Genomic DNA, 22,973 nt, shown 5'->3' on the forward strand with positions numbered 1-22,973 from the left:
TTTTAATGACAACAGATAGAACCAACGGAAGTTTATATACCCATATAGAAAATAGGATTGCCACGGTCGAATTTGGCCATCCGGCCAGTAACTCCTTTGTGTCCGAATTATTGGCCAGACTCGCCAAGGAATTTGACAAGCTCGGGATTAACGATGAGGTTTCGGTTATTGTCTTAAAATCCGAAGGGGAAAGAGCTTTTTGTGCAGGTGCCTCTTTTGATGAATTGGTGGCCGTTTCGAATTTGGAAGAAGGCAAGCAGTTTTTTAGCGGCTTCGCCAATGTGATCAATGCCATGCGCAAGTGTCCCAAACCAATCATAGGTCGGGTCCAAGGGAAAACCGTTGGTGGCGGGGTCGGATTGGCCTCGGCCTGCGATTATGTGCACGCAACCGAAGCAGCAGCCATCAAACTATCCGAGATTTCCATAGGAATAGGTCCGTTTGTTATCGCTCCCGCCGTGGAACGTAAAATGGGAAAAGCCGCTTTGGCAGAACTTACTTTGTATCCCACGGAGTGGAAAAACGCCTATTGGGCCAAAGAACAAGGCCTCTACGCCAAGGTATACGACTCCATTTCCGAAATGGACAAAGAGCTGGAAATTCATCTGCAAAAACTGGCAACCTATAACCCTGAAGCTCTCGCTGAAATGAAAAAAGTATTGTGGGAAGGAACCGAGCACTGGGACGACCTATTGTTGGAGCGTGCCGAAGCATCAGGACGATTGGCACTCTCCCCAAACACTAAAAAAGCATTGGAAAAGTTTAAAAAATAAAAGAAATTATGACTGATTTATTGTTCCCCATATTGGCCCTTTTCGTGATTGTGGTGTATGTGGTCAACAGAGTACGAAGCAACCGACGTTACAAAAAATAATATATATAATATATATTTTATATATTTGTTGGTATAGAATTTGAGAGACCAAGTTTTATGGGACATGTTAAAAAACTGATTGAAGTCGATAAGTCACTGGTAGTAAAACTCAAAGTGCTTTCCGCTTTTGAAAACTTGAGCGTTAAGGCCTTGATGGAAAAGGCTGTGGTTGAATATGTGAAAAACAAAGAACTGGAACGTTTCGAAAAGCTATCAGAAGAAGAGAAGGAAGACCTTGGGCTTCTACTTTTGATGCAACAAACAGACAAAAAAGACTTTGTCAGTGAGGAAGATGTCTTTAAAGTTCTTGATGAATGAAAATCAAATATCATAAATCACTTGAAAAAGATTTAAGAAAGATTAATGATAAAAAGATAAAGCAAAAGTTGAAGCTTATCATTCTCGAAATGAAAGAGGCCAAGGTTTTGGACGAGCTTAAATCCATTAAGAAACTAGCAGGACACCCGAATGCTTTCAGAATGCGAATAGGTTCATACCGACTTGGTTTTTATTACGAAAACAATACCCTAATATTGTCTCGTTTTGTAAAACGAAATGACATCTATAAACTTTTTCCGTAGACCCATTGGACAACATCTCACTTCCTAAAGGCAAAAAAGTCTATTTCGCGAGCGATAACCACCTCGGGGCACCCACCCGAAAGGACAGTTTGCCCCGTGAGAAAAAATTTGTGGCCTGGCTCGACTCCATTAAGGATGATGCCGCGGCCATTTTTTTAATGGGCGACCTTTTTGACTTTTGGTTCGAGTATAAGACCGTGGTTCCCAAAGGCTTTACACGTACCTTGGGGAAACTCGCCGAACTATCGGATATGGGCATTCCCATTTCCTATTTTGTGGGCAATCACGATCTTTGGATGAACGGGTATTTTGAAGAAGAGCTCAACATTCCCGTGTACCACAAACCGCAGCAGTTCCTTATCAACGATACTTCCTTTTTTATCGGCCATGGCGATGGCTTGGGTCCACACGACAAAGGTTTTAAACGCATGAAAAAGGTGTTTACCAATCCGGTCGCAAAATGGTTTTTTAAGTGGCTGCACCCGGACTTGGGCGTTCGTTTAGGGCAACATCTATCCGTGAACAATAAGATAATTTCTGGCGAAGCTGATGCCAAATTCTTGGGCGAGGACAAGGAATGGCTGATCTTATATGCCAAGCGCAAGTTGGAGCAACAACACTATGATCATTTTATTTTTGGTCATCGCCACCTGCCCATGGAAATCAAACTCAACGAAAAGTCCACCTACACCAATCTTGGGGATTGGATTTCCTATTTTACCTACGCTGTTTTTGATGGGGAAAAGTTGACTTTGGAGAAACTGGAAGATTAATCCTCCTTTTCGTGCAAATCAATATCATCCTGAAGGTCCAATCGCCTGAAGGTCGGCGATACAATTGCGGTTGTACCGGCCGTAAGCAAGGTCATGCATCCACCAAAAACCACCGCAGTTACAGTTCCCAATAGTTTAGCGGCCAATCCACTTTCAAAAGCGCCTAACTCATTGGACGAACCCACGAACATGGAATTTACGGAAGCCACCCTGCCGCGCATATTGTCAGGAGTCTTTAATTGTAAAATGGTCTGGCGAATGATCATGGAAACACCATCCACGGCACCACTGAGGAACAGGGCGATCACCGATAACCAAAACAGTTCCGACAATCCGAAAACGATAATGCATATTCCAAAAGCAAACACCGCCATCAGCAATTTTTTACCAGCGTTTCTGTGCAGCGGAAACCTCGTGGAGCCCAACATGGTAATGGAAGCTCCAACAGCTGGGGCCGCCCTTAAAATTCCAAATCCTTCGGAGCCCACATGTAAAATATCCTGGGCATAAACGGGCAATAGGGCCACGGCACCACCAAAAAGTACGGCGATCATATCCAAAGTAAGCGCCCCAAAAATGGCCTTGTTTCCAAAAACAAATTTGAGTCCATCCCGTAAACTTTGGAATACAGGCTCACCAATTTTTGGATTCATAATGGGTTTTTTGGGTATCTGGAATAGAAAGATCAAAGCGAATAAAGAAAACCCGAAAATAACGCACATGCTCCAATGCACTCCGATCCAACTAATGGAAAATCCTGCCAGCGCAGGTCCCAAAACCGATGCCAACTGCCAAGTGGAACTGCTCCAGGTAGCTGCATTCGGATATATCTTTTTGGGAACGATCAACGCAATCAACGAAAATATGGTGGGGCCTAAAAACGAGCGCACAAATCCACCTAAAAATACCAAGGCATATATGGAATACAGTATGGTTTTAGAGGCCCATGCTTCTTCAAGCCCTGGCCAACTCAACAAGAACAGCCCAAGACTGATCACCGAGAATCCGGCAATACAAGTAACCAACAGGTTTCTTTTTTCCCGTTGATCAACAATATGACCTGCAAAAAGGGCCATGCTCACCGCTGGAATCACTTCCATCAATCCGATAATACCCAATGAAAGTGGGTCTTTGGTCAAGGAGTAGACTTGCCATTCAATAACAATAAACTGCATGGACCATGCAAATACCATGGCAAAGCGAACAATTAAAAATATGTTGAATTCCTTATAGCGAAGTGCTGCGTAGGGGTCCATAAATAGCTAGCGAATATCTCTTAGTTTTAGTTGAAGGCTCACCGTTCCGTTCCATTCATTTTCGTCCAACGAAAATACGGCATCAAACGGTTTTATTCCCTTAACCCTGGCTAATTTATCACCCAAATTAAAACCAATGCCCCCAATGGGATTGGAACCTGGCTGATAGAGACTGCATTTTAAATGTTTTTCACCTTCCCCAACTCCGCGGGCATAGCCCGTATCCTTTAATCCTTCGGCCATAAAAACAGGGGTCATATTTCCAGGGCCAAACGGGGCAAATTGCTTCAAGATTCGCATCAATTTTGGCGTAATCTGATGCATTGAGATTTTGGCATCCACAGAAATTTCGGGCTGTAACAGTTTTGGGTCGATGGTTTCCGACACCACTTTTTCGAATTGTTCTTTAAAGGCTTCGTACTGCTCTTCCAACAAGGTAAGTCCTGCGGCATACATGTGCCCCCCGAACTGTTCCAAACAATCGGAACAACCCTCTAGCGCATTGTAAATATCAAAACCCTTTACCGAACGGGCGGAAGCTGCCAATTTATCGCCGCTTTTAGTAAAAACCAAGGTAGGTCTGTAATACGTTTCCGTTAATCGTGATGCTACAATGCCTATTACACCTTTGTGCCAATTTTCGTTATAAACTACCGATGTGTACTTGTCCTCTTCCTTGTTTTCTTTGATTTGCACCAGGGCTGCTTGTGTGATTTCCTGATCTAAGCTTCTCCGTTCGGTATTGAACAGTTCAATTTCTGAGGCAAACTGCCGGGCTTGGGTAAAGTTGGTCTCGGTAAGCAAAGCAACGGCATGTTGACCGTGTTTCATCCGGCCTGCGGCATTGATTCGAGGGGCAATCATGAACACCACATCCGTAATGGTAAGTTCCCGTTTCTTTGTTTGATCGATCAGTGCTTTGATCCCTGTTCGCGGGTTTTCGTTGATGACCATCAGTCCATAATAGGCCAGTACACGGTTTTCCCCTGTAATCGGAACTATATCCGCTGCAATGGCGGTGGCCACTAGATCCAGATAAAGCAAAATGTCATCAACGGTCTTTCCCTGCTTGACAGCCAGCGCCTGAATCAGTTTAAAGCCAACGCCACATCCGCAAAGTTCTTTGTACGGATATGCACAATCGTCCTGTTTGGGATCTAGAACCGCAACGGCATTGGGCAATTTTTGGCCCGGTCGGTGGTGATCGCAAACGATGACATCAATACCATTTTCCTTGGCGTATTTTATCTGGTCAATGGCCTTGATGCCACAATCCAGGGCAATCATGAGGCTAACATCATTGTCCGCAGCAAAATCGATTCCCTGGAAGGAAACACCGTATCCCTCCAAATAACGGTCGGGTATGTAGGTCGCTACATTAGGATAGGTTTCCAATAGGTAGGAGCTCATCAAAGCTACCGAAGTGGTTCCATCCACATCATAATCCCCATAAACCAATATGTTTTCCCCATTGGACATGGCCTGGTCTATCCGCTCAACGGCTTTTTGCATGTCCTTCATCAAAAAAGGATCGTGCAATTGGCTCAGTTCTGGGCGGAAGAATGCCTTGGCCTCTTCGTAGTTGGTTATTCCCCGCTGAATCAATAATTGAGCTACCAAATCATCTACTCCCAATGCTTCAGAAAGATGGTCAATGGATTCTTGTTCAGGTTTTGGTTTTATGGTCCAACGCATATCAGGTTATTAATTTGGATTTGGGAGGTTGCTTTCAAATCTTTTGATGAGTGAAAATGTAATAAAAATATGGGCGAGGTAGTAGGTTGGTGTAATCAGAAAATCGAAGGTATGATAATCCACAAATTCTTTAAAAGCAATTATGGTATCAGAAAAAATAATCAGGGAAATCCCCAAAATAAAACCTTGTTTTGCGGCTAGGCCACCCCTCATCCCAACGGCCGCTCCCAAAGAAAAACAGGAGATGAGCAAATACACCAAAGATGCGACCATCAAAGGAACATCGGTAAAATTGGGATAGAGCACCAAAAAGAAAAATGCCAAATAGGCCACCAGCAAAATTCCAGTGAAGACTACTTTTATATGGCCGTTGAACAAAGCGTAAAGCAAATACCCTACATGCGCCAGAAAAAAAAGGGCAATTCCTTTTATGAACATGAGGCTGTTCCCGTTCATGTTGGATAAAAACCAATCCCCTACGATGGAAAACAAAAATGCCGCAAAAATCCACCAAGTATCCTTAGCGCTGTTTTTTAATTGGCGATTAAGCACAAGGATGATAATAATCCCCATGCTTGCGGTACCTGATTTAAAGATAAAGTTTGAGGTAGCCACACCCAGTATTGCTAGAGTGGTTGAAATTGCCAACAGCAGATATAACCCATTCTTTTTTAGCCACATTTGACCTTAATTTTAATGTTGACAGCGAAAAACAAAGGCTTGATTAAAAAGCCCGTGTCACCAAAAAGGAACTAGAGGTTATTGCCCTTGGTGCTTTGCTTATTTCTTGTGATAGAAAATCTTAATGTCCAATTTGGCAAATTTTCTGAACATTTCCATAACACCGCAATATTTTTCTACGGAAAGATCTACGGCTTTTTTAAGCTTTTCCTCCTTGAGGTTGGCTCCTGTAAAATGATACTCGATCACTGCGGAGTCATAGTATTTAGGGTGCTCATCGGTAAGATTGGCGATGGTCTCTATCCTAAACTCATCCACTTCAAGCTTCATTTTTTTCATAAGTGAGGCTACGTCCAGTCCTGAACATCCTGCCAAGGAAGTTAGCATCAATGCCTTGGGGCGTAGTCCCCCACCTCCTCCTCCATGTTCTGGGGATGTATCAATTTTAATGGTGTGACCAGAAGGATTTGTGCTCTCAAAAGTGGTTCCACCCAACCATGTAGTAGTAACGTGATTTGTCATGAAATTAAATTTTTGTTTCTTGTAAGGGTATCAAAAATACAATATAAAATCTCATACATGGCCTTAGTAAACCCCCTTTCCCCCGATCACGACCCCGAAACCAGAGAACTGGCCGAGTTCTTTAACGAAACACTTGGGTTCTGTCCCAATTCCGTGCTAACAATGCAGCACAGACCGGCGATATCCAAAGCGTTCATTAACCTTAACAAAGCCGTAATGACCAATGAGGGTCGTGTAACTTCTGCATTGAAACGAATGATTGCTTGGGTAAGCAGCAACGCTACGGGCTGTAGATATTGCCAGGCGCATGCCATTAGGGCAGCGGAGCGTTATGGCGCAAAACAAGAGCAATTGGACAATATTTGGGAATATAGGACCCATAGTGCTTTTTCCGATGCGGAAAGGGCCGCACTGGATTTTGCCTTGGCGGCCTCACAGGTTCCGAATACCGTTAATGCAAACATTAAAAAGCGGTTGCACCAACATTGGAACGATGGGGAAATCGTGGAAATGATGGGGGTAATCTCACTTTTTGGGTACCTCAATCGCTGGAACGATTCTATGGGAACCAACATTGAAGACGGTGCCGTGGAAAGTGCAGAAAAATATTTGGGCGAAGTAGGTTGGGAAAAAGGGAAGCACGATGGTTCCCGATATTAACGAGACCGTTATTTTTTTCCGCCGACCACAATCACAAATTCACCTTTAGGTGGCTTGTTTTTGAAATGCTCCAATACTTCCGTAACGGTTCCTCGAACCGTTTCCTCGTATAATTTGGTCAATTCCCTGGATACGGAGACTGGTCTGTCTTCCCCAAAATACTCAGCAAAATGGGTCAAGGTTTTAATGAGTTTATGAGGGGATTCGTAAAAAACCATGGTGCGGGTTTCTTCGGCAAGTTCCAAAAGTCGGGTCTGGCGTCCCTTTTTTAAGGGCAAAAAACCTTCAAAAACAAATCGATCGTTGGGCAATCCGCTGTTCACCAAGGCGGGAACAAAAGCTGTTGCTCCAGGTAAACATTCCACTTCAACATTGTTTTCAACACAAGCGCGGGTCAATAAAAATCCCGGGTCGGAAATGGCCGGGGTACCCGCATCGGAAATAAGTGCGTAAGTAGTTCCCTCTTTCATTTTTTGCACCAGTCCATCAACCTGTCTATGTTCGTTGTGCATGTGGTGGCTCTGCAAAGGAGTGTTTATTTCGTAATGCTTGAGCAGCTTTCCGCTGGTTCGGGTGTCTTCGGCCAAAACCACATCCACTTCCTTGAGCACTTTAATGGCACGAAGGGTTATGTCCTCCAAATTTCCGATTGGCGTTGGAACTAGATATAACTTTCCCATGGACCAAAGTTAGGGTCTTCCATTTAAATTAATCTTGGAAAAATGAATTTATGCGAATCTTCTCTCGATAAGCGCCAAAAAACGGGCTTCGTACTCTTCCTTGCCTTCCCAATTATTGTACTCGGGCTTTACCATATTATTGATGAATGCAATGGAACGTTCCTCCGAATCTATGGTAGTGAGTTGGGAAAGCACTCGAGTATAATCCTCCATACTGTTGTTGAACAAATGTTTTACAAAGGCCAATTTATCGTTGAGCCCAACTTGAAAATCTTTGGCCAGCTTATCGTTCAAGGATTTTGGCTTCTTCTGTTGCGATGATACAACACTTTCTTCTTTGGGAGCCAAGTTTTCCTTATCGTTCTTCATAAAATCGGGTTTGGCCACAAACTCGGCAAACACCTTTTCCAAGTCGGTATTGGAGGGCATCTCGGAGACCATGTCCTTTATGGTGTCCATCCCCGGGGTCATAATATCTTCTTGGTGTGGGTTACTTTCTGGTACGGAGGTATTTCCGCTCAACACGGCATTGGCCATTTTCTCAAACCTTGAGGCTATCACATTTTGGGAGACATCCACCTCAACATCGCTCAATTTTTCATCTATGAATTTCAGAACGGCCAACTTTTCATAAATCTCTTTGGACTTCTCATAAAGTGCCGCAAGATCGGTATCCTCCCTTGCCGTGATTATCTCTGTGGACAACTTGATCAACTCTTCCCTCAATTTCCGTATCATAGCTTTTCTTCTTTACCTATAAAAATATAACGATTTTGCCAATACCCTATCAACAAAAGGTTAAAATCTTATTGAAAACAGGGGTGCAATTTTTTAGTAGCTTTGTGCTTGTTCCCATATAACGGGAAAACAAACAATTTCTTTCAAAAATACGGTATGTTTCTCGAAAACACGGTCAATCATAAAGAACAGTTTGGATGGATTGAGGTGATTTGCGGTTCCATGTTTTCCGGAAAGACCGAAGAACTTATCCGGAGGCTAAAACGCGCCCAATTTGCCAAGCAAAAAGTGGAAATCTTTAAACCTATTGTGGATACCCGCTACCATGAAGAGATGGTGGTCTCCCACGATTCCAACGAAATTAGGTCCACCCCTGTTCCCGCAGCGGCCAATATTAGGCTTTTGGCGGACGACTGTGATGTTATCGGCATAGACGAGGCCCAATTTTTTGATGATGAAATCGTAACCGTATGCAACGATTTGGCCAACCGAGGGGTGCGCGTGGTGGTTGCGGGCCTGGATATGGACTTTAAGGGCAATCCTTTTGGCCCCATGCCGGCATTGATGGCCACAGCGGAATATGTGACCAAAGTGCATGCTGTATGCACCAGAACGGGCAACTTGGCCAACTATAGTTTTAGAAAGTCCCTTAACGACAATTTGGTATTACTTGGTGAAACAGAGGAATATGAGCCTTTGAGCAGAGCTGCTTTTTACAAGGCCATGTTGCGTGAAAAAATCAAGGGAATGGATGTGGATTCCGAAGAAGTAACGTCCAAAAAAGAAAAGCCCAATGAGTAAGGTCGGGGAAACAACTTTGGTCTTGGACCTTGAGGCCTTGGAACACAATTACAACTACTTGCGATCCAAAATAAAGCCTGAAACCAAATTTTTAGGCGTGGTAAAGGCTTTTGCCTACGGAAGCGACATGGTGACCATAGCCAAAAAACTAGAGCAATTGGGGGCCGATTATCTGGCAGTTGCCTATGTAAGCGAAGGGGTTTTGTTGCGCGAAGCAGGTATTCAGCTTCCTATTTTGGTATTACATCCCTTGGCTTCCAATTTTGATGATTTGATCGCGAACCATTTGGAGCCGAGTATCTATTCCAAGAATATCCTTGAACAATTTCGGGAAGCGGCCAAAGCTCAAAAACAGACCGATTACCCGGTCCATATAAAATTCAACACAGGTTTGAACCGTTTGGGCTTTTCCGAGGCGGATGTAAATTTTATTGCCGAAGAGACCATGCATAGCAAATGCATCAAAATAGTTTCTGCATTTTCACATTTGGCCGCCTCTGAAGATAAAAACGAGCGTGATTTCAGCCTGAATCAAATCAGTTCCTTCAAAAAGATGAGCAATACGCTCATGGACAAGTTGGGCTATGCTCCCATGCGACACATGTTGAACACTTCGGGCATCATTAATTATCCAGAGGCCCAGTTTGAGATGGTCCGTAGTGGAATAGGGCTGTACGGGTATGGCAACCAAGCCCAAGTGGATAAAGAGCTACAACCTATTGCCACCCTAAAAACCATTATTTCACAAATCCATCAAATTGATGCCAACGAATCCGTAGGATACAATCGTGCTTTTAAGTCCGACCAGCCGATCAAGAGCGCCACGCTACCCATCGGACACGCCGATGGCATTGGCCGACAGTACGGGAAAGGCAAGGGGTTTGTGACCATCAACAATAAAAAAGCACCCATTTTGGGCAACGTTTGTATGGACATGATCATGGTGGACGTTACCGAAATTGATTGCAAAGAAGGCGATGAAGCGATTGTGTTCGGACCCCAAAACTCCGCCGAAAATTTTGCGGCCACTGCGAATACCATTTCTTACGAAATCCTAACCGCCATTTCACAAAGGGTAAAAAGAGAGGTTATTAAAAAATAGTTTTTGTTGCGAGAAAGCGCTGACAAACCACTTTTTTGCTTAATTTGTCTCTGATTAACCAATACTCAACTATAAAAATGGGATTTTTAAAAGAGTTTAAAGATTTTGCCATGAAAGGAAACCTGGTGGATATCGCCGTAGGTTTCGTCATGGGTGCCGCTTTTAAGGAAGTGGTATCATCGTTCACGGGAGGTATAGTTTCCCCCTTGATCGGATTATTGTTCAACGCAGATTTCAACGATTTGAAATATGTTATCACCGAAGGGGCCCCAAATGATGCGGGAGAGATTGTTGGTGAAATAGCCGTGCTTTACGGTGCTTTCCTCACCAATGTCATCGACTTCATTATTGTAGCTTTCGTTATGTTCCTCATTGTAAAAGGAGTGAACAAAATGAAGAAAAAAGAAGAGCCTGCACCAGAACCTCCAAAGGGTCCGACCCAAGAGGAACTGTTGGCGGAAATCCGAGATCTGTTGAAGAAATAAAAATCGTTGGTACTGTATTTCGGTACCGCCGCTACATCACAATAACCCTTAAAAACCATCAATGTGTTTCGCTAACATGTTGATGGTTGTTTTATTTATAACATTTTGTTATTTTTTATTGATTGATGCTAAAAAAGCTTGTTTAACTCGCTGACTGAAGTACCTTTGCGTCAAGAAATATTTTTACAATGAAAGTAGCAGTTGTTGGTGCCACCGGAATGGTAGGCGAAGTCATGTTGAAAGTGTTGGAGGAGCGAAACTTCCCTATTTCAGAATTGTTGTTGGTTGCCTCGGAACGATCCGTGGGTAAAAAGCTTACTTATAAAGGTGAGGAACATATGGTAATCGGTTTGGCGGATGCCGTAGCGGCTCAACCCGATATTGCCATTTTCTCCGCAGGAGGTGACACCTCTTTGGAGTGGGCCCCCAAGTTTGCAGAGGTTGGTACTACCGTAATCGATAACTCCTCCGCTTGGCGTATGGACCCGACCAAAAAATTGGTGGTTCCCGAAATCAACGCAAACGAACTGACGGCCGAGGATAAAATTATAGCCAACCCCAACTGCTCCACCATCCAAATGGTACTTGCTTTGGATCCTTTGCACAAAAAATATCAAATGAAGCGAGTGGTTGTTTCTACCTACCAGTCCGTTTCCGGTACCGGGGTAAAGGCAGTTGAACAAATGGAGAACGAAGCTGCAGGAATCGAGGGGGAAATGGCTTATCCCCACCCCATCAACCGTAATGCATTGCCCCATTGCGATGTGTTTTTGGAAAACGGGTATACCAAGGAAGAAATGAAATTGGCCCGTGAACCTCAAAAAATATTGGACGACCGTACGTTTTCGGTTACTGCAACCGCAGTTCGAATCCCAACCGCTGGAGGTCACTCCGAATCCGTGAATGTAGAATTCCATAACGATTTTGATTTGGAGGAAGTAAGACAACTCCTGAGCGCGACTCCCGGAATTGTCGTGCAGGACAATCCTGAAACCAACACCTACCCCATGCCTGTTTATGCCAATGGCAAGGACGATGTTTTCGTTGGGAGAATCCGTAGGGACGAAACCCAGCCCAATACTTTGAACATGTGGATCGTGGCGGACAACCTAAGAAAGGGAGCCGCTACCAATGCTGTTCAGATTGCGGAATATTTGGTGGAAAACAATTTGGTTTCGAAAACTTCTCAAACCGTATCGTAAATAAGGGTTGTGGTAATTTTTGCTTATTAACGTGGTAACTTTGCCTTGATTCTTTTTTCATAAATGCTGTCAAACTCTTTTTGAGTAATAGTTTGGCCATTCATTGGATTTTCGATTAGTCCCTGATCTTTAAATACTAAATCCGTCATGACAACACTACGCCCTTTTAAATCCAATTGAAGGACCATACCGGGAAGTCCAACAGCCTCAAATGGCCCAGTCCTAAATGGCAATTCAGGGCAATACCAGGCAACTATTTCTGTTTCAACAGTTTCAAAGTTTTTGGTTACATTTATTCGCTTTCCAATCGCTTTAAAACACTCATACCCAAAAATTGTCTTTTTTTCATTTGCTAACTTCCAATCGCGATCATCAAAGTCCAACTTAACTTGAAATTGTTCTCCTAAAACTTGTTTTCTCTCAATAAGGTGGTTTTCATTCAAATTTGTAAAATAAGTTTTATCTCCATCAAAGATTGTTATGGCCATTTTTGTGCTAAAGCTATTCTCATCAAAAGGCAAATTCCTAATCAAAGAAAAAAGTGAGGCATGTTTATCGAAAACAAGTTCAAATCGAAAGTTTAGTGCTTGTTTTGCGATTTCATCAATATCATTCTGATATGCCCCTTTCATTTCAGTGTTTTTGGATTTTTTAAGCATCAGCTTGTATTCCGCAGATCCAGAAGTTTTTTGAGCTAATAGGGACAGTGGTGCAAATATTGCCCAAAGTAAAAGTAACCTGTTCATTTTATGGTTTTGTATACCCTTAATCAATAAGCTGCTTCAATACAATGACCATAGACTGAAAAATAAATGGAATAGTAATCAGTTCCATATGCCAATTCATAATAGGATGCTAACTTATGGGCATAATCACTACAAACCGTAAAATAATCCTCATTACCAGCACTTGTTATATTGACGCAAAAAATAACAGCAAAAAGTGAAATAATTTTTTTCATGTCGTAAGATTTCATCGGTTAACTCAATATTAATCCAAACAGACCTAAAAAAATCGTTGAATTGACTGATGCACGGTTTCAATTGATAAGTAACTGGTTCCAATTGATTACAGTTTTATTTTATACGGAGTTTAGATGTAAGCATGAATAGCAGCAATAAAAAAAGGGGCCAATTGGCCCCCTTTTCTTTTATAATGATAGTGAGTTTTAGTTAACACCGATTGTATCGGCATTTCCGTCTGGATCACCACTTACGGTCCCACCATTGCCAATGTTGCCCAAAAGCAACAGACCACATGCATGTGGAGAAGCCATGGAAGTTCCACTGATGGTGTTGTATCCTCCCGGCCATGTAGATTTAATAGCTACACCGGGCTCGCAATAATCAACAGGAGGGTTACCGTAATTGGAGAACGAAGCCCAAATATCACCTTCTGACATGGCGGAAATGGTGTAAATGTTATTTCCGTTGGCAGAGGCAGGCGAAGAACCATTGGCGTCTGCACTCTCATTACCTGCTGCAATGGCAAATTTCACCACTGAAGAAGCATTGATAACAGCATCATTTACGGCTTGGGAAAATCCTCCACCCAAACTCATATTGGCCACATCACCGTTGGAAGCGTTTGCGGCCACAAAATCGATTCCCGCAATTACCCCTGAATATGAACCACTACCACGGCGGTCCAAAACCTTAACAGGAATAACGGTTGCTCCCGCAGCAACACCAACTACACCGATTTCATTGTTGATGGCTGCTACTGTTCCTGCCACGTGCGTTCCATGTCCGTTATTGTCAACAGTCAAATCAGAATCAGGACCATTGGTAAAGGCATTATAACCTCGGCTGGCGTCTACGTTCAAGTCCTCGTGACCAGACTCAATACCTGAATCTATGATCCACGCCACGTTACTACCTGTGTAGGAAGTTCCACCATTCACCCTAGCAATTCCCCAAGGGGTTTCCTGTGCTGCGGAGCCTCCTCCACCGCCTCCGCCACCCGGGCCTTTTCCTGGAGGTGGTGCCAAGGTGAACATTTGGTCCTTTTCTATGTAGGCTATACGATCATCTCCTGACAGCTTAGCGGCATCTGCGGAGCTCATTCTTGCAGATACACCCATTAAGGTTTTGCTATACACATGATCAATTACATCACCTTTCATTTGAAGCGTTCCCAAAACTTCCGTTGCCAATTGTTTTACAGCTCCTTTGGCCGATTTATAGTCGCTTCCGAACTTAGCGCCAACATCTCCGGTCACCTTCTGGTCAAAGACAATGATATACGAACCATCAATGGTGTAACTACCCTGATTGAACAGTACCGATTCCTCGGTTTCAGGAACTGCAATTGAATTTTCAAGGTTTTCGATTTCAGTTTGACTCTCATCCGAACAGGAGAATAAAATCAACCCAGTACTGGCCACAAGTGCCATACTTTTTAAAAGAGGTTTTTTCATAATTCTATTAGTTTTTAATTTTAATCCGCATGAATGTAATACTTTTCCTCACAATTTTATGTTATAATGTTAAAATAGTTGTTAACAATGTCTTAACGTTTTTGGTAAAAAGAAGTAAGTGCCTGCTTAAAGGTTACCTGAAAAAATATGCCTGAAAAGAAATTTATGTGCTCACCAATTTTCAAAACATGGACCATTACATATTTGAGCATAGTCATGGTTTTTGGCTTCTATGGTATAGGTATAAGTATCACCTTTTCTTTGATAGGAACTTAAATCAAATAAGCTATTCCCTGGAGGCTCGTTGTAGAAAAGTTTATGAGTTTCAATACGTTCATTATCAAAAACTATTAAAATGGAATCCGCCTGCAATATTTCATGGATTTGTACTATAGTAGCTGTGTCACCATCCCTGAAAATTTCACCTTTACCATTTATAAAAATTGATTCTTCGCCACTTGGAATACCATTGCTAAAAAAAAGCATGACCACCCGGTTGTCTAACCCATTGTTTATGACCAGATTGATTGTTTCCTCCATTTCTCTTGGCCAACAAGAAATTATAAGAAATGGGACTATTAGATATAACAATATTTTTTTAAGATTCATTATTAGATGTTTACCAATTATTAAACAATTCTCGAATTTTATAGGACTGTCCAGAGATTGCAACATTTTTTTACCTACATTCCTCCCATCTAGTTGTTCCTATTAAGGATTTTTCCATATTTGACCATGTCACTCCCGAAATCCTATCAATAGGAACATTAATACCGTGTTCATCCCTTTGATTAAACGAATCATACATGTCATAAAATGTTGTTGTGTAAAATTTCACTATACCCCCACCATCATCAATTGGTCTATCTTGAAGATTTTTAGTCCGGTATTTATAACTATTTGGTCCCAATCTGCTGTACCGCATATTGGTAAGGTAAATTTCAACTCCCGTTGCCCAGCTTTCCATAAGCCTTCGGGCACTCGTCCCAGCCGGACCAGGGTTATTACTTCCGCCATTATAAATATACCCTTGTTCCACCAAATCATCCCAAGATAGTGGGTCAATACGCCAGTGGGCGGCATGGGCCAATTCATTTCGGTAAGATTTTACGGGATAAGTCAATATTAGCACGATTCGACCGGAAAAAATCCCTAAATTGACGGGTGATAGGCTTTGTTTGACCAATGCATCTTTTCGATTGACAAAATGGATTTGTCTACTTATTGAAGGTTAAAAAAAGTTAACTAGGGGAAGCTCTATTCCCAAAACCCAATATTCATTGTATTTTTATCCAAAATCAATCCGAGAAAACATGAAAAACATAAGTCTGTTGGCTGCTTTGGTTTTGTTTGCAGCCTGCCAGGAAAACACTAAAAAAAGAGAGCCCATTACCGTGAACTACCCCACTACCAAAAAAGTTGACACCGTAGATAATTATTTTGGAACAGAGGTCCCGGACCCCTATCGTTGGTTGGAGGACGACCGAAGCGAGGAGACCGAAGCATGGGTAAAAGAGCAAAATGCGGTCACTTTTGGTTATTTGGACAAGATTCCTTTTCGCGAGGACCTAAAAAACCGATTGGAAAAACTCTGGAACTACGAAAAAGTGGGTTCCCCTTTTAAAGAAGGAGACTACACATATTATTATAAAAACAACGGCTTACAAAACCAGTATGTGGTGTACCGTGAAAAAGAGGGTGGCGAAGAAGAGGTCTTTTTGGACCCCAACACCTTCTCTGAAGATGGCACCACATCCCTAATGGGCCTCAGCTTTACCAAAGACGGCTCCAAAGCTGCCTATCTTATTTCCGAAGGTGGAAGCGATTGGCGCAAGGGCATTGTCATCGATGCAGCATCCAAAGAGATTGTAGAAGACACCTTGGTGGACATCAAGTTCAGTGGCATCTCTTGGAAGGGGAACGATGGTTTCTTTTACTCCAGCTACGACAAGCCAGAAGGAAGCGAACTTTCCGCAAAAACAGATCAGCACAAACTATACTATCATAAATTGGGAACGCCACAGGCGGAGGACAAAATCATTTTTGGGGGCACACCCGAGGAAAAGCACCGCTACGTAGGAGGTTCTGTTTCCGAAGACCAGAAGTATCTTTTTATTTCGGCATCAGTTTCCACATCGGGCAACAAATTGTTTATGATGGACCTTTCCCAGGATAATCCTGAGCTGGTCACCATTTTGGACGACACCGATTCTGACACCTACGTTATCGACAACGAAGGTTCCACACTGTACTTGGTCACCAACCGTGAGGCGCCCAACAAGAAAGTTGTGGTCGTGGATGCGGCCAACCCAACCCCCGACAATTGGAAAGACCTTATCCCAGAGACCGAGAATGTATTGACCGCAGGAACAGGTGGAGGTTATTTCTTTACTGAATACATGGTGGATGCCATTTCCAAAGTACTCCAATACAATTACGAAGGGAACTTGGTCCGTGAAGTGGAACTGCCTGGTGTAGGAAGCGCAGGAGGTTTTGGCGGTAAAAAAGAGGACAAGGAATTTTATTTTTCCTTTACCAATTACAACACACCCGGTTCGTTGTACAAATATAATGTGGAGACTGGCGAGTACGAGCAATATTGGAAGCCTCAAATTGATTTTAATCCTGATGATTACGAATCAGAACAGGTATTCTACAATTCAAAAGACGGCACAAAGGTGCCAATGATCATCACCTACAAAAAAGGAACTGAACTCAACGGGAAAAACCCGACCATTCTTTATGGATATGGAGGGTTCAATATCAGTCTAACGCCCTCTTTCAGCATCGTTAATGCCGTGTGGATGGAGCAAGGTGGTATCTATGCCGTTCCCAACCTTAGAGGAGGTGGGGAATACGGTAAAAAATGGCATCTTGCCGGCACCAAGCTTCAAAAACAAAACGTATTTGATGACTTTATTGCTGCTGCCGAATACCTGATCGACAACAACTACACCTCCAAAGAATATCTCGCCATCCGTGGTGGTTCCAACGGAGGTTTGTTGGTGGGTGCCACCATGACCCAGCGTCCGGACTTGATGCAAGTAGCCTTGCCGGCCGTGGGCGTAATGGACATGCTCCGCTACCACACATTTACTGCGGGAGCAGGTTGGGCCTACGATTATGGAACTTCCGAAGATAGTGAGGAAATGTTCGAATACATCAAAGGGTACTCACCAGTGCATAACGTTACGGAGGGCACGGCATATCCGGCCACATTGGTTACCACAGGAGACCATGACGATCGTGTGGTGCCCGCACACAGTTTTAAGTTTGCCGCGGAACTGCAGGAGAAACAGGCCGGGGAACAGCCTACCTTGATTCGAATCGAGACCAACGCAGGCCACGGGGCAGGTACACCAGTGAGCAAAACCATTGAGCAATACGCCGATATTTTTGGGTTTACTTTTTATAACATGGGTTATGATGAATTGCCCAACCAAGCAGTGATCAAGGAATTTAAAGATTAAACATAAAAAGGGCTACTCAAATCAGTAGCCCTTCTTTTTCCATGCTAAAAGTTCACGTAGATTCTTTCGGTTACCAAGACCAGACCATTTTAAAGGATATTTCTTTTGAAGTTTCCCCAGGGGAGCATGTGGCTTTGATGGGCGAAAGCGGCTCGGGAAAAAGCACCTTGCTCAAAATCATCTACGGATTGCTCCATGTGGAGGAAGGCTCTGTTTTTTGGGGTGATGTGGAAGCGCTTGGACCCAATTATAATCTGGTTCCTGGTGAGCCCTACATGAAATATTTGGCGCAGGATTTTGATTTGATGCCGTTCATTTCTGTGGAAGAGAATGTAGGTCAGTTCCTTTCCGTGTTCGAGCGCGAAACGCATGAAGAACGGATCAACGAACTACTGGAACTGATTGAAATGAAATCATTCGCAAAGACCAAAGTAAAATACCTCAGCGGCGGACAGCAACAAAGAGTGGCATTGGCCAGGGTTTTGGCACAGGAGCCAGAAATTTTACTCCTGGACGAGCCCTTTGGCCATATTGACAATTTTAAGCGCAACTCACTTCGCAGGAATCTATTTTTATACCTTAAAAAACAGGGTGTTACAGTGCTTACTGCAAGTCACGATCCCAGTGATGTGCTGCCTTTTGCGGAACGTACCCTGATTTTGGAACAAGGACAGATCATCGCCGATCAGAACACACAAGAACTTTACAACAATCCGCCCAATTACTACACCGCTTCGTTGTTTGGACAGGTAAACAAGGTTCCTATGAAGCTGTTAAAATCCTATTCCGAGATCGATAGGTCCGTTTTGGTATATCCCCATGAGTTCAAGTTTTCTGATTCTTCAGGACTTAAAGTTGAAGTAAACCGTTCGTTTTTTAAAGGAAGCCATTACTTAAATGAAGGGGTCGCAGAAGATGGAACCATCATTTTTTTCAATTCCGACAAAAAACAGGAAAAAGGAACAACCATTTTTCTTAATGTATCTTTGAGTACCATCAACAAGAGACTCCAGGTTGGACAAAAAACAGATACATAGGGAACTTCAGTTCAAGGCCATGCGAAGCAGTGGGGCCGGAGGTCAGCATGTAAACAAGGTTTCCTCCAAAGTGGAGCTCACTTTTAACATTCCTGAATCCGATGGGCTTTCAGATCTGGAAAAACAACGGATTCTCCTCAAACTACAATCCCGGCTGACCAATGATGGCGCTTTGGTGCTACAATGTGATGAAGCTCGGAGCCAACACCGAAACAAGGACTTGGTGGTCAAGCGGTTTTTTGAAATGCTCAAAAAGGCTGTCACCGTTCCCAAAAAGCGAAAACCTACCAAACCCACCAAATCATCCAAGGAAAAACGGTTGAAATCCAAAAAGATCACGTCCGAAAAGAAAGCCTCCCGCAAAAAACCGGATTTGGGCAAATAAGAATTTGATGATTTTCTATCCACTGGATTATAAACCCATCAAAAAAACCAGGCACAAGGCAATTCTAATACGATGGATTTAATATCCTCGGTACAAATGCTTAATTTTCAGTCAAATTATAACTAATTCAAAAAAATGATTTCTAAAACTGCAAAAATCAAAACTTTGCTGCTTACCGCAGTAATGTCTTTGTCTTGCGCTGCGTTTTCCGTAGCACAAAATGTCCCCTCCCCCGAGGACGTATATGGATTTAAAGTGGGAGCCGATTATAAATTGGCCGATTATTCCCAGATTGAAGACTATTTGTCCCAATTGGATGCTGCATCCGATAGGGTTAAAAAAATTGAGATTGGAGAAACGGTGTTGGGTCGTAAAATGTACCTAATGTTCATCTCCACAGAAGAAAACTTGGCCCAAATTGACAAGTGGAAAGACATTAGTACAAAACTTGCCCGCGTTCAAGTAGATGACGAAGAAGCCGTTAAGCTTTCCGAAGAAGGAAAAGCCATTGTTTGGGTAGATGGTGGCATGCACTCCACAGAGCTGGCGCATGGACAAATGACTTCGGAATTGGCATATACCTTGGCCACATCCGAAACTGCAGAAATGCAGAAAATAAGGGAAAACGTAATTACCCTTCTAATGCCGGTAATGAATCCCGATGGATTGGACATTGTAGTGGATTGGTACAGAAAAAACCTGGGCACGCCTTACGAGACTTCGCGTCCCCCGATCCTATACCATTATTACATGGGTCACGATAATAATAGGGACTGGTTTATGAACAACATGCCCGAAACCTACAATGTGACCAACATATTGTACAACGAATGGTACCCACAGATTGTTTACAATCACCACCAGTCGTCTCCATCTTGGACCAAAATTTCGCTTCCACCATATGCCGACCCCGTGAACCCAAAAATTCACCCAGCTATCACTGCCGGCGTTAGTGAAGTAGGTTCCGCCATGACGAAGCGTTTTTCTTTGGAAAACATGCCGGGCGCCATTGCCGACAACTTTTATACCATGTTCTGGAACGGTGGTGGACGTACCGTGCCTTACTACCACAACATGATCGGTATTTTAACAGAAACTGGGCACACCACACCTACTCCAAGGTACTATGACCCAGAAAAACTACCGAAAACAGTAGCGGGAGGTACCCCAACCGATGGTACGGACATTATGTACCCATATCCATGGAAAGGTGGGGAATCTCACTTTAGGGATGCCGTGGACTATATGTTAACTGCTACCTGGGCCACTTTGGATCTGGCTGCCGACCGTAAGAGCAATTACCTCTACAATATTTATAAAATGGGTAAGTCTGCTGTAGAAAAAGGCAAAACCGAAGGTTTGTTTGCTTACATCATCAGCAAGGAGCAATGGGATTCTTTTGAGGCCGTAAACCTGGTAAACGTTTTGCTTCAAGGTGGAATCGAAGTTGAAAAAGCTACCAGGGATTTTACTGTAAACGGAAAAGAATATGAAGAAGGTTCTTATGTGATCTACACGGCACAGGCGTTTAGACCTTACCTGTTGGACCTCATGGAAAAACAAAACTACCCAACACGTTTCCAATATCCTGGCGGACCTCCGGACACGCCTTACGATTTGGCAGGATGGACATTGCCCATGCAAATGGGGATTGATGTAGATAAAATTGCTGAATCGTTCAGCGCCCAGACCGAAAAAGTCACCGGTCCCGTAAAATATTACGAAGGCGACGTTAACAGGAACGGTTCTTTTGGGTATGCCCTTAGCGTAAACACCAATGCATCGGTAGTCGCTACTAATAAAGTGTTGAAAGCCGGAGGAACAGCTCACAAAAGCATGGGTGAATTCAAAGCAGGTAAAATAACCTTCCCTGCTGGGTCCTACATCGTATCCGGCGACAAGGAAATGATGGAGTCTTTAGCGGACGAGTACGGACTTGAGTTCACAGGATTGTCCGCCAAACCAGAGGTCCAATTGAAAAAAATCCATTTGCCCAAAGTGGGATTGTACAAATCCTGGGTGGCCAACATGGATGAAGGGTGGACCCGTTTTGTAATGGATGAGTACGAATTTGATATGGATACCTTGCACGATGCCGACATCAAGACCAAGGATTTGTCGCAGTATGATGCCATTATTATTCCATCCCAGAGACCAAGTTCCATTTTGCACGGACATAGCAATTTGAGCATGCCCGAAAAATTCACTGGCGGAATTGGACTAAAAGGCTCCGTGGCTCTTAGTGACTATGTTGAAGGAGGGGGAACCCTAATTGCCTTTGATGCGGCCAGTGATTTTGTAATTGAGCAATTTGGTTTGCCATTGCGCGATGCCGTAGAAGGTGCCGACAGCAAAGATTTCTTTATCCCCGGATCTTTGATCAAAGCTGGTATAGACACTTCTCACCCATTGGCTTTTGGCATGAAAGATACCGTTGCAGTTTCCTTTAACCGAAGTAGGGCTTTCCGGATTGACAAACAAAGAAAGTCCGGTGAAGGTGGTGAAGAAGAAATTGCTGATGCACCTGCGCCAGAAGTTGAAGTGATCGCCACTTATGCCGCAAAAAATCTTTTGATGAGTGGTTGGGCCATGGGAGAAGACAGATACATTGCCAATAAGCCAGCCATGGTAAAAGCCAAATACGGAAAAGGCTCCGCAATCTTGTTTGCGTTCCGCCCCCAATTTAGGGCGCAACCCCGTGGCACCTACAAATTGATCTTTAATGCGATTTACGACGGTGCTTCGGAATAGCAGAAAATATATGAGTGTATAAAAGGAAAGCCGCATCAAGTTGATGCGGCTTTTTTATGGAATTCTTTCTGTCTTGATCTACCTGAACAAAATCGCCACCGCACCAATGGCAGTTACAATCAAAATAAAGCGTTTGTAATTTTTTTCGTTGATCTTCTTCACCAAAAAGACACCCAAAATGAGTCCAGCGCCAATGGCCGGCAACAATCTCAAATTAACCAGAATACTATCTACCGAAATTGTTTTCCAAACAAAAACATGGAAGGGCAGCTTAAATAAATTCGTGATAAAAAATAACCAGGCCGCGGTTCCGACGAATTCATTCTTGGGCAAACGCATCGCCAAAAAGAATATATTGGTGAACGCCCCCGCCAAATTTCCGATCATGGTACATATGCCCGCAAATATTCCCATGGAACCGGAAAACAGCCAATGGGTCGGTACTTTTTTGGACTTTCTACGGTCCCACCAAATCAGCATTCCCAGACTGATGAATATAACGACCACCATTCCCCATTTGAATTCCCGTTCAGGAAGATCTTTCCCTATGAAGACCCCAACAAGAATTCCCAGAATCATCCAAGGAAGAAACTTGATAATGAATTTCCATTGGGTATGTCTGTTATAATAGACCACTGCGAAAATGTCACCAACTATCAATAACGGGATAAAAAGTCCCGTAGAGGCCCTTGATCCAAAAGCCAAAGCCATCAAGGTCACATTAAAAATGGACATCCCTTTTAACCCTGCTTTGGAAACTCCCATTAAAAAAGCCGCAGTAGCAGCCATGGTCCATGCAGCAACGGAAATATCGGAGAAAGTGGAAAGTAACATGTAAGTTTTTTGGTAGGGTCACAAAAG

General features: G+C 43.3%; 25 protein-coding genes. 13 read left to right on the plus strand and 12 right to left on the minus strand.

Translation table 11 applies throughout. The features are described from left to right. Positions 1 to 5: 5 nt before the first annotated feature. From J0654_RS10000 to J0654_RS10015, 4 genes are all read left to right on the plus strand, one after another. Entirely contained in the window at positions 6 to 773 is a 768-nt protein-coding gene (locus tag J0654_RS10000; RefSeq protein WP_207028496.1) for an enoyl-CoA hydratase/isomerase family protein, read from the plus strand. Between the two features lie 158 nt (positions 774 to 931). Beyond that, positions 932 to 1,192, plus strand: coding sequence for a hypothetical protein (locus tag J0654_RS10005; protein ID WP_207028498.1), 261 nt, complete (start codon positions 932 to 934; stop codon positions 1,190 to 1,192). Further along, complete coding sequence (locus J0654_RS10010) at positions 1,189 to 1,455, plus strand: type II toxin-antitoxin system RelE family toxin (protein WP_207028500.1); 267 nt, start codon at positions 1,189 to 1,191, stop codon at positions 1,453 to 1,455. The genes J0654_RS10005 and J0654_RS10010 overlap by 4 nt, the downstream gene beginning before the upstream one ends. Before the next feature lie 14 nt (positions 1,456 to 1,469). Next, positions 1,470 to 2,228 carry a UDP-2,3-diacylglucosamine diphosphatase gene (locus tag J0654_RS10015; RefSeq protein WP_207029587.1) on the plus strand — a complete coding sequence of 253 codons (759 nt, stop codon included), beginning with the start codon at positions 1,470 to 1,472 and terminating at the stop codon, positions 2,226 to 2,228. On the opposite strand, the gene J0654_RS10020 is transcribed toward J0654_RS10015, so the two are convergent. From J0654_RS10020 to J0654_RS10035, 4 genes are all read right to left on the minus strand, one after another. Next, a complete protein-coding gene (locus J0654_RS10020; RefSeq protein WP_207028502.1) occupies positions 2,225 to 3,484 on the minus strand; it encodes an MFS transporter in 1,260 nt (419 codons plus the stop codon). The genes J0654_RS10015 and J0654_RS10020 overlap by 4 nt on opposite strands. 6 nt (positions 3,485 to 3,490) lie before the next feature. After that, positions 3,491 to 5,179 (minus strand): single-stranded-DNA-specific exonuclease RecJ, encoded by a 1,689-nt coding sequence (recJ, locus tag J0654_RS10025; RefSeq protein ID WP_207028505.1) that lies wholly within the window; start codon positions 5,177 to 5,179, stop codon positions 3,491 to 3,493. 9 nt (positions 5,180 to 5,188) lie between these two features. Then, positions 5,189 to 5,860: a lysoplasmalogenase gene (locus tag J0654_RS10030; protein WP_207028507.1), complete on the minus strand. Its 672-nt coding sequence runs from the start codon at positions 5,858 to 5,860 to the stop codon at positions 5,189 to 5,191. 99 nt (positions 5,861 to 5,959) lie between these two features. Beyond that, a complete protein-coding gene (locus J0654_RS10035; protein ID WP_207028509.1) occupies positions 5,960 to 6,382 on the minus strand; it encodes an OsmC family protein in 423 nt (140 codons plus the stop codon). 57 nt (positions 6,383 to 6,439) lie between these two features. Here J0654_RS10035 and J0654_RS10040 point away from each other — a divergent pair, with 57 nt between their 5' ends. Further along, complete coding sequence (locus J0654_RS10040; protein WP_207028511.1) at positions 6,440 to 7,042, plus strand: carboxymuconolactone decarboxylase family protein; 603 nt, start codon at positions 6,440 to 6,442, stop codon at positions 7,040 to 7,042. An 8-nt stretch (positions 7,043 to 7,050) separates the two neighbouring features. Here J0654_RS10040 and rsmI read toward each other — a convergent pair whose 3' ends face one another. Next, on the minus strand, positions 7,051 to 7,722 hold the full coding sequence (rsmI, locus tag J0654_RS10045) for a 16S rRNA (cytidine(1402)-2'-O)-methyltransferase (protein WP_207028513.1): 672 nt from the start codon (positions 7,720 to 7,722) through the stop codon (positions 7,051 to 7,053). Between the two features lie 48 nt (positions 7,723 to 7,770). Then, positions 7,771 to 8,460, minus strand: coding sequence for a hypothetical protein (locus J0654_RS10050; RefSeq protein ID WP_207028514.1), 690 nt, complete (start codon positions 8,458 to 8,460; stop codon positions 7,771 to 7,773). 156 nt (positions 8,461 to 8,616) lie between these two features. Here J0654_RS10050 and J0654_RS10055 point away from each other — a divergent pair, with 156 nt between their 5' ends. The 4 genes from J0654_RS10055 (at position 8,617) to J0654_RS10070 (ending at position 12,050) form a co-directional block, all read left to right on the plus strand. Beyond that, on the plus strand, positions 8,617 to 9,261 hold the full coding sequence (locus J0654_RS10055; RefSeq protein WP_207028516.1) for a thymidine kinase: 645 nt from the start codon (positions 8,617 to 8,619) through the stop codon (positions 9,259 to 9,261). After that, positions 9,254 to 10,363, plus strand: a complete 1,110-nt coding sequence (gene alr / locus J0654_RS10060) for an alanine racemase (RefSeq protein ID WP_207028518.1) — start codon at positions 9,254 to 9,256, stop codon at positions 10,361 to 10,363. Before J0654_RS10055 ends, alr begins: the two co-directional genes overlap by 8 nt. A 77-nt stretch (positions 10,364 to 10,440) precedes the next feature. Next, positions 10,441 to 10,848 carry a large-conductance mechanosensitive channel protein MscL gene (mscL, locus tag J0654_RS10065; protein WP_207028520.1) on the plus strand — a complete coding sequence of 136 codons (408 nt, stop codon included), beginning with the start codon at positions 10,441 to 10,443 and terminating at the stop codon, positions 10,846 to 10,848. 188 nt (positions 10,849 to 11,036) lie between these two features. Further along, positions 11,037 to 12,050, plus strand: coding sequence for an aspartate-semialdehyde dehydrogenase (locus J0654_RS10070; RefSeq protein WP_207028528.1), 1,014 nt, complete (start codon positions 11,037 to 11,039; stop codon positions 12,048 to 12,050). 26 nt (positions 12,051 to 12,076) lie between these two features. On the opposite strand, the gene J0654_RS10075 is transcribed toward J0654_RS10070, so the two are convergent. The 5 genes from J0654_RS10075 to J0654_RS10095 all read right to left on the minus strand — a co-directional run bounded on the left by J0654_RS10075 (position 12,077) and on the right by J0654_RS10095 (position 15,601). Next, the gene (locus J0654_RS10075; protein ID WP_207028530.1) at positions 12,077 to 12,796 is read right to left on the minus strand and encodes a GLPGLI family protein; all 720 of its coding nucleotides are present in this window, start codon (positions 12,794 to 12,796) and stop codon (positions 12,077 to 12,079) included. Positions 12,797 to 12,819: 23 nt separating this feature from the next. Continuing rightward, complete coding sequence (locus J0654_RS10080) at positions 12,820 to 13,011, minus strand: hypothetical protein (RefSeq protein ID WP_207028532.1); 192 nt, start codon at positions 13,009 to 13,011, stop codon at positions 12,820 to 12,822. Between the two features lie 207 nt (positions 13,012 to 13,218). Continuing rightward, a complete protein-coding gene (locus J0654_RS10085; protein WP_207028534.1) occupies positions 13,219 to 14,469 on the minus strand; it encodes a S8 family serine peptidase in 1,251 nt (416 codons plus the stop codon). A 171-nt stretch (positions 14,470 to 14,640) separates the two neighbouring features. After that, positions 14,641 to 15,078, minus strand: coding sequence for a hypothetical protein (locus tag J0654_RS10090; RefSeq protein ID WP_237685954.1), 438 nt, complete (start codon positions 15,076 to 15,078; stop codon positions 14,641 to 14,643). 70 nt (positions 15,079 to 15,148) lie between these two features. After that, on the minus strand, positions 15,149 to 15,601 hold the full coding sequence (locus J0654_RS10095) for a hypothetical protein (RefSeq protein WP_207028536.1): 453 nt from the start codon (positions 15,599 to 15,601) through the stop codon (positions 15,149 to 15,151). A gap of 181 nt (positions 15,602 to 15,782) precedes the next feature. Here J0654_RS10095 and J0654_RS10100 point away from each other — a divergent pair, with 181 nt between their 5' ends. From J0654_RS10100 to J0654_RS10115, 4 genes are all read left to right on the plus strand, one after another. Next, entirely contained in the window at positions 15,783 to 17,939 is a 2,157-nt protein-coding gene (locus J0654_RS10100) for a prolyl oligopeptidase family serine peptidase (RefSeq protein WP_207028538.1), read from the plus strand. Positions 17,940 to 17,980: 41 nt separating this feature from the next. Then, the gene (locus J0654_RS10105) at positions 17,981 to 18,976 is read left to right on the plus strand and encodes a sulfate/molybdate ABC transporter ATP-binding protein (RefSeq protein WP_207028541.1); all 996 of its coding nucleotides are present in this window, start codon (positions 17,981 to 17,983) and stop codon (positions 18,974 to 18,976) included. Further along, entirely contained in the window at positions 18,954 to 19,361 is a 408-nt protein-coding gene (gene arfB, locus J0654_RS10110) for an alternative ribosome rescue aminoacyl-tRNA hydrolase ArfB (RefSeq protein ID WP_207028543.1), read from the plus strand. The genes J0654_RS10105 and arfB overlap by 23 nt, the downstream gene beginning before the upstream one ends. 135 nt (positions 19,362 to 19,496) lie before the next feature. Beyond that, positions 19,497 to 22,112, plus strand: coding sequence for a M14 family metallopeptidase (locus tag J0654_RS10115; protein WP_207028544.1), 2,616 nt, complete (start codon positions 19,497 to 19,499; stop codon positions 22,110 to 22,112). A gap of 78 nt (positions 22,113 to 22,190) precedes the next feature. On the opposite strand, the gene J0654_RS10120 is transcribed toward J0654_RS10115, so the two are convergent. After that, positions 22,191 to 22,946, minus strand: a complete 756-nt coding sequence (locus tag J0654_RS10120) for a sulfite exporter TauE/SafE family protein (protein ID WP_207028546.1) — start codon at positions 22,944 to 22,946, stop codon at positions 22,191 to 22,193. Positions 22,947 to 22,973 lie beyond the last annotated feature (27 nt).

The organism is Flagellimonas profundi, from assembly GCF_017313275.1.
Lineage (GTDB): Bacteria > Bacteroidota > Bacteroidia > Flavobacteriales > Flavobacteriaceae > Flagellimonas > Flagellimonas profundi.